We start from the raw sequence: 14,275 nt of genomic DNA on the forward strand, positions 1-14,275 counted from the left end.
CGCTCAGGGGAACAGCTGCGCGTCGCGAAGCAGATGGTCATTACCCCGGCGACGCGTAAAACCGATGCGGTTGAAATATTCCAGGATCTGGATCGCCAGCTTGCGGCCAACGTTCAGCCGGTCGCGGAAATCGGCTGCGCAGGTGGAGCCGCGCGCCTGATCCAGTTCGCGGATCAGGTTAGCAAACGCCACAATGCGATCGTTACGGTAATAACGATCTTTCACGATCGCGACTATCAGCCCCTGCTGCGCCGCATGGCGCAATACCTGGCGCATCACCTGCTCGTCGGTGTTCGTTTCACGCGCCAGATCGCGAACCCACCACGGTTCATCGCCAAACAGCGAGGCCACTTTTTGCCAGATTGCCTCCTGCTCTGCGGTGAACCCGGCTTTGTGATCCGGCAGATGCAGCCAGCCGTGATGGCTTTTAATCACCCCGCTTTCGCGCATGTTTTCAATCAGCAGCAGCACCAGCGCATCGTCTTCCATCGGCAGCGCCATGCGTCGCAGGCGCTCGCGACCAGGACCGGGTTCATCCTGATGCTGTTCATGGTAAGTGGCGAGCGTGTTCAGGATCTTACGCTGCCAGTTTGCCGCAACCGGCGCATCGAGCAGGCTGTTGCCGGCCTGAATAAAGCCCGGCTGTTGGGTCAGCTGATGCAACCCTTCGCCGCCCAGCTGGCGTGCCCATGCAAAATCACTCAGGCTCACGGCCCCGCGCTCAAGATGCACCCGCAGCGCGGCGTTATCATCCTGAGCCTGTGCAAGCGCAGCCAGCCATTGCAGGTATTCAGGCTTACGCTTGCCGCGTCGCGGCGGTTTCAGCGTCACTACCCGCGCCCCGGCCAGCGTTTCCCGTGCGGAAATGTCCCGCAGTACCAGACGGTCGTTATCCGCCAGCCAGAGCGGCGAATCAAAAACCAGTTCGGCAAGATCGTTTTCCAGCAGGGACACGCGCCCGGTGATATGGCTGGCCGCGTGGTGAATATGCAGCGGCTGCCATTGGGTCAGCGGGACGTTTGTCTGCAGGGAGACGATGACGCGTTCAGACGGCTCGGGCGGGGCGTCGGCCAGCAGCCAGTCGCCGCGGTTAAGCTGCTCTTTTTCCGCATCCCCGGCAATGTTGAGCGCGATCCGCTGCCCGGCGTGGGCGTGCTCCGCAGGCTGATTTTGCGCATGTAAGCCGCGCACGCGCATCGGTTTATTAACGCCCGTCAGCCATAGGCTATCGCCCACCTTCACTTCACCGCTTAACGCCGTACCGGTGACCACCAGCCCCGCACCTTTGACGGTAAACGCCCGGTCAATCGCCAGACGGAAGCGGTGATGGCTGGCGTGGTCTCGCGACAAAAGCTGCTGCAAATGGTGGCGAAGTTCGCCGATACCGCGCCCTTCTGTCGCTACGGTGACAAAAAGCGGTGCATCGGCAAAACCATATTCTCGTAAGGTCGCCTGCACCGCTTCGCGCACCTCGCTGACGCGCGCGTCGTCAACGCGATCGGCTTTAGTCAGCGCCACGGTCAACTGCGGGTTGCCTGTCAGCTGGAGGATCGCCAGATGCTCACGGGTTTGCGCCATCACGCCGTCATCGCAGGCCACTACAAGCAGGGCATGATCGATGCCCCCCACGCCCGCCAGCATGTTGGAAAGAAATTTTTCATGCCCCGGAACATCAATAAAGCCCAGCACGCGGCCATCGGGCTGGGGCCAGTAGGCATAGCCAAGATCGATGGTCATGCCGCGCTTTTTCTCTTCCGGCAGACGATCGGCGTTTATGCCGGTAATTGCCTGCAGTAACGTGGTTTTTCCGTGGTCGACGTGACCGGCGGTGGCAATAATCATTTCAACAACATCTCCAGAAATCGCTCTTCATCTTCAAGGCAGCGCAGATCCAGCCACATGCGGCCGTCGTAAATCCGTCCGATAACCGGCGTCGGCAGGCCACGCCAGCGCAACGACAGGGCCTCAAGGCGGCTACCGCGCCCGTCACGCGGGGTGAAGGTGAGCGCTTGACTCGGCAGCCTGTCCACCGGCAGCGAACCGCTGCCAATTTGCGACTGGCAGGGCTCAATGCGAACGTCAAAATCGGGGTAGTGCGGGGCAACGCGCGGCAGCAGCAGTTCGGCCTGGTCGCGAATCGAGGCGGCATCCCGGCTTAACAGGCGCAGCGTGGGCAGGCGGTCAGCCAGTTTCTCCGGGTGGAGATAGAGGCGCAGCGTCGCGTCCAGCGCGGCAAGGGTCATTTTATCGGCGCGCAGGGCGCGTTTGAGCGGGTGCTGCTGCAGCTGCGCAATCAGCTCGCGCTTGCCGACGATAATTCCGGCCTGCGGCCCGCCCAGCAGTTTGTCGCCGGAAAAGCTGACCAGGCTCACGCCCGCCGCAATCATCTCTTGCGGCATCGGCTCTTTAGGCAGCCCGTACTGGCTGAGATCCACCAGCGAACCGCTGCCGAGATCGGCAATCATCGGAATATTCAGCTCGCGCCCAATCGCCGCCAGCTCGGCCTCTTCAACCGTTTTGGTGAAGCCTTCAATATGATAATTGCTGGTGTGGACCTTCATCAGCAGGGCGGTGTTTTCATTCACCGCCGCGCGATAATCTTTCGCATGGGTACGGTTAGTCGTACCCACTTCATGCAGCGTGCAGCCCGCCTGGCGCATCACGTCCGGGATGCGAAACGCCCCGCCAATCTCCACCAGCTCGCCGCGGGACACCACCACCTCTCTGCCGCTCGCGGTCGCCGCCAGCATCAGCAGCACCGCCGCCGCGTTGTTATTCACAATGCAGGCATCTTCCGCACCGGTTAGCTGGCAGAGCAGATCCGCCAGCGCGCGATCGCGATGCCCGCGCCCGGCACCGTCCAGATCGTACTCCAGCGTCACCGGCGAGCGCATGGCCTGCACGACCGCAGCCACCGCCTCTTCCGCCTGCTGGGCGCGTCCCAGGTTGGTGTGCAGCACGGTCCCCGTCAGGTTGACCACCGGGCGTAACGCGCTTTGCGCCTTCTCACCCAGCCGATGCTCAACTTCCTGCTCCCACGCTGCACACCAGTCGGGCAAGGCGTTTTCGGCCTGGATATGGCCTCGGGCTTCATCCTGAAGCAGACGTAACATCTCCACCGTCGCGGTATGGCCGAAGCGCTCAACGGCAGCGTGAATGCGGGGCTCGCGAAGAAGTCGGTCGGTCGCGGGGATCTGGCTGTACAGCGAATGATGAGTAGTCATGGAAGCGCCTGGCGAGTAAATATCTTCCCCCCTCCCGACGGGAGAGGGAGTTAACATATGGAGGGATTGTACCGCCTCCGACGCCGAAGTGTTATAACCCGCGTCAAGCCTTTGGCGGTTCGGTGCGGGCAAAGCTCTCGCGGCTAAAGAGCGTTTCTGCGAGTTTCACCAGCAGCGGACGGTCAACGCACCAGCCAGGGGACACCCGGCGGAAGTTGAGATAGCCGATGGCGCAGGCGATGGCGATGGTTGCCAGGTCCAGGCTGTCGGTGTGGATCTTGCCCTCCCGGATAAGCTTTTCGCACATATCCAGACTGCGGCTGATTTTTTCCCGCTGGCGCAGCAGCTCGCTTTCTGACTGCTGGGCGGCGGGCCTTGCCTGCTCACGAACGGAGGTGAGTGCTGCATCCATAATGCCGTCGGCCAGGGCTTCAATTTGCTTCACCGCCAGCGCCGCTTTAGGGTCAGACGGCAGCATTGCCGGGGCAATGCCCAGCTGTTCGATATACTCCGCAATAATGGGGGAATCGAACCAGTATTCGCCCTCGTCCGTCACCAGCGCCGGAACTTTCCCCAGCGGGTTATACTGCGCGACGCCGTTTTCGGCGTTGTAGGGCTGTTCATTAACGAATTCAAATTCAATCCCTTTCTCCAGAAGGAGAATCGAGATTTTTCGCACGAAGGGACTGGTGTAGCTACCGATGAGTTTCATTGCCTGATCCTTGATGCCGGGAAAAAGTCAGTATGGATCAAGCGATGAAAAAAGGGCAGATATGCGTGTCGCATTCCCGCCCCGGAAGGATTAGTGATCGAGATAGAGGTAGTGCATCCAGCTGGTCATACGCAGCAGCACTTTACGCATCACCGAGACGTGGGCGAAATGATCCGAATAGACCGCCACCTGGGCATAAATACCGTCCGGCAAAGCATCGACGTCGGCGTTAGGCTCCAGTTCAATCAGCGCCTGTACGCCATCCGTACCCGGCGCAACGGTCAGTGCCTGCAATGCGCCCTGCGCCTGATACGACCCGCCCGGCACTACCGGCAGAACGCTGGTGAGCTTACCGGTGAAAACCTGGCCCGGCAGCGCGTTAAATACCACTTCCGCTTCATCGCCCGGCTTCAGACGCAGCAGCGAGTTCTGACGGAACTGGGCCACAATCTGGCGCTTCTGTTCAGGAATGAAGACCATCACCGGGCGCAGCGGCAGCGCGGCGGCATAGGTTCCCGGACGAATCAGCACCTGGGTGATATAGCCATTGCTCGGCGCGCGCACCACGGTCTGATCGAGGTTGTATTTTGCTTCAGCAAGCTGGGCGCGTAACGAGGCAATCTGCGACTGCTCGCCGTTCACCATGCTGTCCAGCTGGCTTTGAATCTGCGTCTGCTCAGCAACGGAGCCTTTCACCATGGCATCCTGCGCCAGATAGTTCTGCCGCGCGTTATCAATATCGCTTTCAGAGAACGGATTCACCTTCGCCTGGCTGCCTTTGAGGTAGCGCTGATAATCTTTATATAGTCGATCGCGCTCAGCGGAGACGCGTGTCGTATTGGCAACCGCTTCCGAAAGCTGCGCTTTCAGAGTGTCGATATTGTGCGTCGCGGTCACCAGGTCCGCCTTCAGTCTGTCGACGCGCGCCTGATAACGGCCCGGATCCAGTTTAAATAACACTTCGCCTTTTTTAATGAGCTGGTTATTTTTATCGGTCACTTCAGTAACCACCCCCGTGACCTGCGGCGTAATCGGAATGGAAATTACCGCTTTTTGCGCCGTAAAGGTATACGGATGGTTATAGTTCATTAGCAGAATGAGTCCGGCAACAATAAACACCCCGCCTAACGTCGCGGTAGCAAGCGTCCACTGATTTACCGGAATACGGAATATTTTAAAGATTGCCCAGGCAAATGCCACATAGGTCAGAATAATCAACAGATCCATGATTAGCGCTCCAGCGTGTTTTTATCATCAGAGGGCTGAACCGCTGCCAGCTTGTGTTCTAACTCGGCCACGCGTTTGGCCAGCGCATCCATCCCCGGAACCTCATCAGGCTTAGTAATGTGGTTCTGCATGCCCCAGCCGCGATCTTCGCGATACAACGTGGCCCAAATCCACAGGAACGGCCAGATGGCATGGAGCGTAAACAGGCTTATCCAACCTGCCGTATGAATAGCATCGGCATGGGGATGATTACGCTTTTTAGCCATATTATAGGGGATGTCATGGATGGCGATGATTCCGTAAAAAAGAACCAGAAATACAAAAATCAACACGCCCAGCGCGAAATAGTTGAGAAACATAGTCTCCTCACTTAAACAACGTCAACTCATTACATTAATAAAACAGCACGCAGCCTAATTAATTTATTTTTAAATTTAAAAGGCACGCTGATTATTTCAGAGCCGGGGAGTATCGGTTTTTATAATATCTCCACGCAAGTTTATAAGCGTGTCAAAATATATCCTGAATAATAATATACTCAACCTTACATTATGAGCGTAATTCAGGTTTCAACTTTCCGCCATACTACATATGAAAACTGTTTTATTAGCTTTCCGTGTTACTCGAGGCCGTCCTGATGCCGATCGCAGTCGGAGAAATCTGCATAAAAATATTTTGTGAAACCAGTCACAATCCGGAAACAAACACGCAAAAACAAAATGTGACATCAATCACATAAAGAGGTGGTTTTTGCTCTATTTTTCGCCATCGTATTTTTTTTACTCGCCTATTTTGTGACTCAGATCACTTCATTCAACGCCACACCCCCTACATTTACGTGACATGCATCACACAAAATTCCGCTGTCTGGACAGTTGAACGATTCAGTGCCAGATTTCACAGCATCAGAACAGGGTCCGGCTACCTCTGCCGCCTCATTAACAATAAACCTCGGGCCGCAAGCCTAAGCGTAAACAGAAGAAGGGGTGTTTTATGTCATCCGATTTCAAGATCAAAGTTCAAAGCTTTGGTCGTTTCCTCAGCAACATGGTGATGCCAAATATCGGCGCGTTTATCGCGTGGGGTATTATCACCGCATTGTTCATTCCGACAGGGTGGTTGCCTAACGAAACGCTGGCGAAACTTGTTGGCCCAATGATTACCTATCTCCTGCCGCTGCTCATCGGTTATACCGGTGGTCGTCTGGTGGGCGGTGACCGTGGTGGCGTCGTGGGTGCCATCACAACCATGGGCGTGATCGTCGGTGCGGATATGCCGATGTTCCTCGGTGCGATGATTGCCGGTCCTCTGGGCGGCTGGGCGATTAAGAAATTCGACGTCTGGGTTGATGGCAAGATCAAGTCCGGCTTCGAAATGCTGGTGAACAACTTCTCTGCGGGCATCATCGGGATGATCCTCGCGATTCTGGCGTTCCTCGGCATTGGTCCGGCTGTTGAAGTGCTGTCCAAACTGCTGGCGGCGGGCGTTAACTTCATGGTGGCGCACGACATGCTGCCACTGGCGTCTATCTTCGTTGAACCGGCGAAAATCCTGTTCCTGAACAACGCCATTAACCACGGTATCTTCTCGCCGCTGGGTATTCAGCAGTCTCACGATCTCGGCAAGTCCATCTTCTTCCTGATTGAAGCGAACCCGGGTCCGGGTATGGGCGTTCTGCTGGCGTACATGTTCTTTGGTCGCGGCAGCGCGAAGCAGTCTGCTGGCGGCGCGGCTATCATCCACTTCCTGGGCGGTATCCACGAAATTTACTTCCCGTACGTGCTGATGAACCCACGTCTGATCCTGGCCGTTATCCTCGGCGGTATGACTGGTGTGTTCACCCTGAGCGTGCTGGGCGGCGGTCTGGTCTCCCCTGCTTCTCCAGGCTCTATCCTGGCGGTGCTGGCGATGACGCCGAAAGGCGCGTACTTCGCGAACATCGCGGCGATCTGTGCGGCGATGGCGGTCTCCTTCGTGGTCTCTTCTATCCTGCTGAAAACCAGCAAGGTGAAAGAAGACGACGATATCGAAGCGGCAACCCGTCGTATGCACGACATGAAAGCCGAATCCAAAGGCGCGACCCCACTGGCGGCTGGCGATGTTTCTAACGACCTGAGCCACGTGCGTAAAATCATCGTTGCCTGCGACGCCGGTATGGGTTCCAGCGCAATGGGTGCCGGCGTGCTGCGTAAGAAAGTGCAGGATGCGGGCCTGACCAACATCTCCGTAACCAACAGCGCGATTAACAACCTGCCGCCGGACGTTGACCTGGTCATCACGCACCGCGATCTGACCGAGCGCGCTATGCGTCAGGTACCGCAGGCACAGCACATCTCGCTGACCAACTTCCTGGACAGCGGCCTGTATACCAGCCTGACCGAACGTCTGGTTGCCGCGCAGCGCCACGAAGACAACGAAGTGAAAGTGCGCACCAGCCTGCAGGACAGCTTTGACGAGAGCAACGCTCACCTGTTTAAGCTGGGCGCGGAGAACATCTTCCTCGGCCGTACCGCGAGCACCAAAGAAGAGGCGATTCGCTTTGCCGGTGAACAGCTGGTCAAGGGCGGCTACGTTCAGCCAGAATACGTTGACGCGATGCTGGAACGTGAAAAACTGACGCCAACCTACCTGGGTGAATCCATCGCGGTTCCGCACGGTACGGTTGAAGCGAAAGACCGCGTGCTGAAAACCGGCGTGGTGTTCTGTCAGTATCCTGACGGCGTGCGCTTCGGTGAAGAAGAGGACGACATCGCCCGTCTGGTGATTGGTATCGCCGCTCGCAACAACGAGCATATTCAGGTGATTACCAGCCTGACCAACGCGCTGGATGATGAGTCCGTCATCGAGCGTCTGGCACAAACTGAAAGCGTTGAAGAAGTTCTGGCCCTGCTCAACAAATAGTAGCGCCTCTTCCCTCTCCCCTTCGGGGAGAGGGCTAGGGTGAGGGGGAAACGTTCCTCACCCCAGCCCTCTCGGGTAAAAACATTGATGAAGGTTAACACTATGAAAGCATTACATTTTGGCGCAGGTAATATCGGTCGTGGCTTTATCGGTAAACTGCTGGCAGACGCGGGCATTACCCTGACATTCGCCGATGTGAATCAGGTGGTTCTGGATGCCCTGAATGCCCGTCATAGCTATCAGGTTCATGTGGTGGGTGAAAACGAACAGGTTGAAACCGTCTCTGGCGTTAACGCGGTCAGCAGCATCGGCGACGACGTGATTGACCTGATCGCCAGCGTTGATCTGGTGACCACCGCCGTGGGTCCGGTGGTGCTTGAACGTATTGCTCCTGCGGTCGCGAAAGGCCTGACGAAGCGTAAAGCACAGGGCATTGAAACACCGCTGAACATCATCGCCTGTGAAAACATGGTGCGCGGCACCACGCAGCTGAAAGGCCACGTTATGGCGGCCGTGGCTGAGGAAGATAAAGCCTGGGTTGAAGCGCACGTCGGGTTTGTGGATTCCGCTGTAGACCGTATCGTTCCGCCGTCCGAATCCGCCACCAACGATCCGCTGGAAGTCACTGTTGAAACCTTCAGCGAGTGGATCGTCGATAAAACTCAGTTCAAGGGCGCGCTGCCGACCATTCCGGGAATGGAACTCACTGATAACCTGATGGCATTTGTCGAACGCAAACTCTTCACGCTGAACACCGGGCATGCTATAACCGCGTACCTCGGAAAGTTGGCCGGTCATCAGACCATTCGCGACGCGATCCTCGATGAGCAGATCCGCGCGGTGGTGAAAGGGGCAATGGAAGAGAGCGGCGCGGTGCTGATCAAACGCTACGGTTTTGATGCTGATAAACACGCAGCATATATCCAGAAAATCCTCGGTCGTTTTGAAAACCCGTATCTGAAAGATGACGTTGAGCGCGTGGGCCGTCAGCCGCTGCGTAAGCTGAGCGCGGGCGACCGCCTGATTAAGCCGCTGCTGGGCACGCTGGAATACGGTCTGCCGCACGCCAACCTGGTGAAAGGAATTGCTGCCGCGATGCGCTACCGCAGCGAGCAGGACCCGCAGGCGATTGAGCTGGCTCAGCTGATTGATGACAAAGGCGCGCAGGCTGCGCTGGCGCAGATTTCCGGTCTGGACGCCAGCAGCGACGTGGTTGCGGAGGCGGTTAACGCATACAACGCAACCAAATGATGCAGAATCCGGCGCAGGTAAGCCTGCGCCCGAATAACAGATTGTCAGATATGCAGGCAATAATGGAACAAACCCAGGCCTTTGAAAATCGTGTGCTTGAGCGTCTGAATGCTGGCAAAACCGTACGAAGTTTCCTGATTGCCGCCGTCGAGCTGTTAACCGAGGCGGTGAATATCCTGGTGCTTCAGGTGTTTCGCAAAGACGACTACGCGGTAAAGTACGCTGTAGAACCGTTACTGGACGGAGACGGACCGCTGGGCGATCTGTCGGTGCGTCTGAAGCTGATTTATGGTCTTGGCGTGCTCAACCGCCAGGAGTATGAAGACGCTGAACTGTTAATGGCGCTGCGCGAAGAACTCAATCATGACGGTAATGAGTACACTTTTACCGATGATGAAATCCTGGGGCCGTTCGGCGAGCTGCACTGCGTCACCGCCCTGCCTCCTGCTCCCCATTTTGATAACAGCGACCCTGAACTGTACGCGATGCAAAAGCTGCGCTATCAACAGGTTGTCCGTTCCACGATGGTCCTCTCCCTGACTGAGCTGATTTCTAAAATCAGCTTAAAAAAAGCGTTTCAGAAGTAAGCCCGTTCACATTGGTGTATCCTTCCCTGTAATTCCCCCGATTTAGAGTCAATTGTCATGAAAGAAGTCGAAAAGAACGAAATTAAACGCCTGAGCGACCGTCTGGATCTGATCCGTCACCAGATGGCTGGCCTGTCTCTGGTTGATTCCGCCGAGAAATATGCCGAGCTGGAAAAAGAGTCCGTGAAGCTGGAAGCGGAGATTGAGCGCCTGCGCGAAGTGAAAGGCCAGAAGCTGAGCAAAGAAGCGCAGAAGCTGATGAACATGCCGCACCGCCGCGCGATCACCAAAAAAGAGCAGGCTGACATGGGCAAGCTGAAGAAAAGCGTCCGTGGTCTGGTGGTGGTGCACCCGATGACCGAGCTTGGCCGCGAAATGGGCCTGAAAGAGATGACGGGGTTTTGTAAGACCGCATTCTGATTTCATGCCGGGTGGCGCTGCGCTTACCCGGCCTACTCTTTTCCCCTTCGCGTGAATTGGTCCAACCAATAACGCAATCAATCCTCCCCCGGTTCACAATTCCATTATTTGCGCTCACAAAACCATTGCCACTCCATAACATCTGGTTAACCATTCATTGTCATTAACCCTACAACACAATATTGGCAGGACCACTTTTACACAGATTGTGACGCAGAGTTGAGCGGAGACTCACCCGCAGCACAGGCTGTCTGGTCCCCAGGAGACCTGCATGAGCCTCTGGCAACAAAACTACGACCCGGCCGGCAATATCTGGCTGTCGAGCCTGATCGCATCGCTACCGATCCTGTTCTTCTTCTTTGCGCTGATTAAGCTCAAGCTGAAGGGCTACCTCGCCGCGACGTATACCGTTGCCATCGCCCTGCTGGTGGCGCTGTTCTTCTACAAAATGCCGGTCGACCGCGCGCTGGCCTCCGTTGTCTACGGTTTCTTCTACGGCCTGTGGCCGATTGCGTGGATCATCATCGCCGCGGTCTTTGTCTATAAAATCTCGGTAAAGACCGGGCAGTTCGACATCATTCGTTCGTCGATTCTCTCCATCACCCCGGACCAGCGTCTGCAGATGCTGATTGTCGGCTTCTCCTTCGGGGCGTTCCTTGAAGGCGCGGCAGGATTCGGCGCACCGGTGGCGATCACCGCCGCGCTGCTGGTCGGGTTGGGCTTTAACCCGCTCTACGCCGCTGGCCTGTGCCTGATTGTGAACACCGCACCGGTGGCGTTTGGCGCGATGGGGATTCCGATTCTGGTGGCCGGACAGGTGACCGGGCTGGACAGCTTTGAGATCGGCCAGATGGTTGGCCGCCAGCTGCCGTTCCTGACCATTATCGTGCTGTTCTGGATCATGGCGATTATGGACGGCTGGCGCGGCGTGAAGGAGACCTGGCCTGCGGTGATGGTGGCAGGCGGCTCGTTCGCGATTGCCCAGTACCTCAGCTCGAACTTCCTTGGCCCGGAGCTGCCGGACATCATCTCTTCGCTGGTGTCGCTGGTCTGTCTGACGCTGTTCCTGAAACGCTGGCAGCCGGTGCGCATCTTCCGCTTTGCCGACATGGGCGCGTCGCATGTGGATCAGACCCTCGCCCGCACGGGCTATACCGCAGGACAGATCGTCCGCGCCTGGTCGCCGTTCCTGTTCCTGACCGCCACCGTGACGCTGTGGAGCATACCGCCGTTTAAAGCGCTGTTCGCTCCCGGCGGCGCGCTGTACGACATGGTGATTAACATCTCCGTGCCGTTCCTCGACAAGATGGTTGCCCGTATGCCGCCGGTCGTGCACGACGCCACCCCGTATGCGGCAGTGTTTAAGTTTGATTGGTTCTCCGCCACCGGTACGGCCATCCTGTTTGCGGCACTCCTTTCCGTGGTGTGGCTGCGCATGAAGCCTGCCGCCGCGGTACAGACTTTTGCGGCAACGATTAAAGAGCTGATGCTGCCGATCTACTCCATCGGCATGGTGCTGGCGTTCGCGTTTATCTCAAACTACTCCGGCCTGTCGTCGACGCTGGCGTTAGCGCTGGCCCACACCGGACACGCGTTCACCTTCTTCTCGCCGTTCCTCGGCTGGCTGGGGGTGTTCCTGACGGGTTCAGATACCTCGTCTAACGCCCTGTTTGCCGCCCTGCAGGCGACGGCTGCGCAGCAGATTGGCGTGTCGGACGTGCTGCTGGTCGCCGCGAACACCACCGGCGGCGTGACCGGCAAAATGATCTCCCCGCAGTCCATCGCCATTGCCTGCGCGGCGGTGGGACTGGTGGGAAAAGAGTCGGACCTGTTCCGCTTTACCGTGAAACACAGCCTGATATTCACCTGCATGGTGGGCGTGATCACCACCCTGCAGGCCTATGTCTTAACCTGGATGATCCCATGATAGTCATGCCCAGACGCCTGTCCGACGAGATTGCCTCTCGCGTGCGGGCGCTGATTGAAGAACAACAGCTGGAAGCGGGCATGAAATTGCCCGCCGAGCGCCAGCTTGCCGCCCAGCTTGGCGTATCGCGTAACTCATTGCGCGAGGCGCTGGCGACGCTGGTCAGCGAAGGCGTACTGGTGAGCCGTCGCGGCGGCGGCACTTTTGTGCGCTGGCAGCATGATGACTGGTCCGAGCAAAACATCGTTCAGCCGCTGAAGACGCTGCTGGAAAACGACCCGGACTACAGCTTCGACATTCTTGAAGCGCGTCACGCCATCGAAACCAGTACCGCATGGCACGCAGCGATGCGGGCAACCGAAGCCGACAAAGAGAAGCTCAAAGCCTGCTTCGAAGCCACGCTAAGCAGCGACCCGGACATCGCCTCCCAGGCGGACGTGCGTTTCCATCTGGCAATCGCCGAGGCGTCGCACAACGTGGTGCTGCTCCAGACCATGCGCGGGTTCTTCGACCTGCTGCAATCCTCCGTGAAGCAGAGCCGCCAGCGCATGTATCTGGTCCCGCCGGTCTTTGCCCAGCTGACCGAACAGCACGAGGCGGTGCTCAACGCCATTCTGGCCGGCGATGCCGAAGCCGCGCGCAAAGCGATGATGGCGCATCTCGGCTTCGTGCACACCACCATTAAACGATTTGATGAAGACCAGGCCCGACAGGCGCGTATTACCCGTCTGCCTGGCGAAAGTGATATTTCCAGGGAGAACAAAGCATGATTATTTCAGCAGCCAGTGACTACCGCGCCGCGGCGCAGCGCATTTTGCCGCCGTTCCTGTTCCACTACATCGACGGTGGGGCGTATGCCGAATACACCCTGCGCCGCAACGTGGAGGATCTGTCAGAAGTGGCCCTGCGCCAGCGCGTGCTGAAGAATATGTCTGACCTGAGCCTTGAGACGAAGCTGTTTAACGAAACGCTCTCCATGCCCGTCGCGCTCGCGCCCGTCGGCTTATGCGGCATGTACGCCCGCCGGGGCGAAGTGCAGGCCGCCGCCGCGGCAGATGCTAAAGGCATTCCGTTTACCCTCTCTACCGTCTCGGTCTGTCCGATTGAAGAGGTCGCCCCGACCATCAAGCGGCCGATGTGGTTCCAGCTGTACGTCCTGCGCGATCGCGGCTTTATGCGTAACGCGCTGGAGCGCGCTAAAGCGGCGGGCTGCTCCACGCTGGTCTTTACCGTTGATATGCCGACCCCCGGCGCGCGCTACCGCGATGCCCACTCCGGCATGAGCGGCCCGAACGCCGCGATGCGCCGCTACTGGCAGGCGGTTACGCATCCACAGTGGGCGTGGGATGTGGGTCTGAACGGCCGTCCGCACGATCTGGGGAATATCTCGGCCTATCTCGGTAAACCGACCGGGCTGGAGGATTACATCGGCTGGCTGGCGAACAACTTCGATCCGTCGATCTCGTGGAAAGACCTGGAGTGGATCCGCGAATTCTGGGATGGCCCGATGGTGATCAAAGGGATCCTCGATCCGGAAGATGCCCGCGACGCGGTGCGTTTTGGCGCGGATGGAATTGTGGTCTCTAACCACGGCGGACGCCAGCTCGACGGGGTGCTCTCCTCCGCACGAGCCCTGCCGGCCATTGCCGATGCGGTGAAAGGCGATATTGCCATTCTGGCCGACAGCGGCATCCGCAACGGGCTGGACGTGGTGCGCATGATTGCGCTGGGTGCCGACAGCGTGCTGCTGGGCCGCGCATATCTTTACGCCCTGGCGACGGCCGGTCAGGCGGGCGTGGCAAACCTGCTGAACCTGATCGAGAAAGAGATGAAGGTGGCGATGACCCTGACCGGCGCGAAGTCGATCAGTGAAATCAGCAAGGATTCGCTGGTTCAGGAGTTGAGCAAACTACCGGCGGCGCTGGCTCCGCTGTCACATGGCGACGCGGCCTGATCCTCTCCCGTTACCCCACCTTTCCCATGCGTCCGATTTCCCCCTCGGGCGCTTTTTTTGTCGAAAATAACA

General features: G+C 57.8%; 12 protein-coding genes. 7 read left to right on the forward strand and 5 right to left on the reverse strand.

The genetic code is table 11. The features are described 5' to 3' along the window. Positions 1-3: 3 nt before the first annotated feature. From selB to A6013_RS15005, 5 genes are all read right to left on the reverse strand, one after another. Positions 4-1,842 carry a selenocysteine-specific translation elongation factor gene (gene selB / locus A6013_RS14985; RefSeq protein ID WP_069733342.1) on the reverse strand — a complete coding sequence of 613 codons (1,839 nt, stop codon included), beginning with the start codon at positions 1,840-1,842 and terminating at the stop codon, positions 4-6. After that, complete coding sequence (gene selA / locus A6013_RS14990) at positions 1,839-3,224, reverse strand: L-seryl-tRNA(Sec) selenium transferase (protein WP_069733343.1); 1,386 nt, start codon at positions 3,222-3,224, stop codon at positions 1,839-1,841. The genes selB and selA overlap by 4 nt, the downstream gene beginning before the upstream one ends. A 103-nt stretch (positions 3,225-3,327) precedes the next feature. Next, positions 3,328-3,936, reverse strand: a complete 609-nt coding sequence (locus A6013_RS14995) for a glutathione S-transferase (protein WP_028015050.1) — start codon at positions 3,934-3,936, stop codon at positions 3,328-3,330. 90 nt (positions 3,937-4,026) lie between these two features. Further along, the gene (locus tag A6013_RS15000; RefSeq protein ID WP_028015049.1) at positions 4,027-5,163 is read right to left on the reverse strand and encodes an HlyD family secretion protein; all 1,137 of its coding nucleotides are present in this window, start codon (positions 5,161-5,163) and stop codon (positions 4,027-4,029) included. Between the two features lie 2 nt (positions 5,164-5,165). Then, the gene (locus tag A6013_RS15005) at positions 5,166-5,522 is read right to left on the reverse strand and encodes a DUF3302 domain-containing protein (RefSeq protein ID WP_028015048.1); all 357 of its coding nucleotides are present in this window, start codon (positions 5,520-5,522) and stop codon (positions 5,166-5,168) included. A 634-nt stretch (positions 5,523-6,156) separates the two neighbouring features. On the opposite strand from A6013_RS15005, the gene A6013_RS15010 reads away from it, so the two are divergent. The 7 genes from A6013_RS15010 (at position 6,157) to lldD (ending at position 14,203) form a co-directional block, all read left to right on the forward strand. Continuing rightward, on the forward strand, positions 6,157-8,064 hold the full coding sequence (locus tag A6013_RS15010) for a PTS mannitol transporter subunit IICBA (RefSeq protein ID WP_028015047.1): 1,908 nt from the start codon (positions 6,157-6,159) through the stop codon (positions 8,062-8,064). Positions 8,065-8,166: 102 nt separating this feature from the next. Continuing rightward, the gene (gene mtlD / locus A6013_RS15015) at positions 8,167-9,315 is read left to right on the forward strand and encodes a mannitol-1-phosphate 5-dehydrogenase (RefSeq protein ID WP_069733344.1); all 1,149 of its coding nucleotides are present in this window, start codon (positions 8,167-8,169) and stop codon (positions 9,313-9,315) included. Beyond that, positions 9,312-9,902, forward strand: coding sequence for a mannitol operon repressor MtlR (mtlR, locus tag A6013_RS15020; RefSeq protein WP_028015045.1), 591 nt, complete (start codon positions 9,312-9,314; stop codon positions 9,900-9,902). Before mtlD ends, mtlR begins: the two co-directional genes overlap by 4 nt. A gap of 57 nt (positions 9,903-9,959) precedes the next feature. Continuing rightward, on the forward strand, positions 9,960-10,322 hold the full coding sequence (locus A6013_RS15025; RefSeq protein ID WP_015572767.1) for a YibL family ribosome-associated protein: 363 nt from the start codon (positions 9,960-9,962) through the stop codon (positions 10,320-10,322). Positions 10,323-10,593: 271 nt separating this feature from the next. Then, entirely contained in the window at positions 10,594-12,249 is a 1,656-nt protein-coding gene (gene lldP, locus A6013_RS15030; RefSeq protein ID WP_045630254.1) for an L-lactate permease, read from the forward strand. Next, positions 12,246-13,019, forward strand: coding sequence for a transcriptional regulator LldR (gene lldR, locus A6013_RS15035; protein WP_069733345.1), 774 nt, complete (start codon positions 12,246-12,248; stop codon positions 13,017-13,019). The genes lldP and lldR overlap by 4 nt, the downstream gene beginning before the upstream one ends. Further along, complete coding sequence (gene lldD, locus A6013_RS15040; protein WP_041911648.1) at positions 13,016-14,203, forward strand: quinone-dependent L-lactate dehydrogenase; 1,188 nt, start codon at positions 13,016-13,018, stop codon at positions 14,201-14,203. The genes lldR and lldD overlap by 4 nt, the downstream gene beginning before the upstream one ends. Positions 14,204-14,275 lie beyond the last annotated feature (72 nt).

Source organism: Enterobacter sp. IF2SW-B1 (assembly GCF_001743375.1).
Lineage (GTDB): Bacteria > Pseudomonadota > Gammaproteobacteria > Enterobacterales > Enterobacteriaceae > Enterobacter > Enterobacter bugandensis.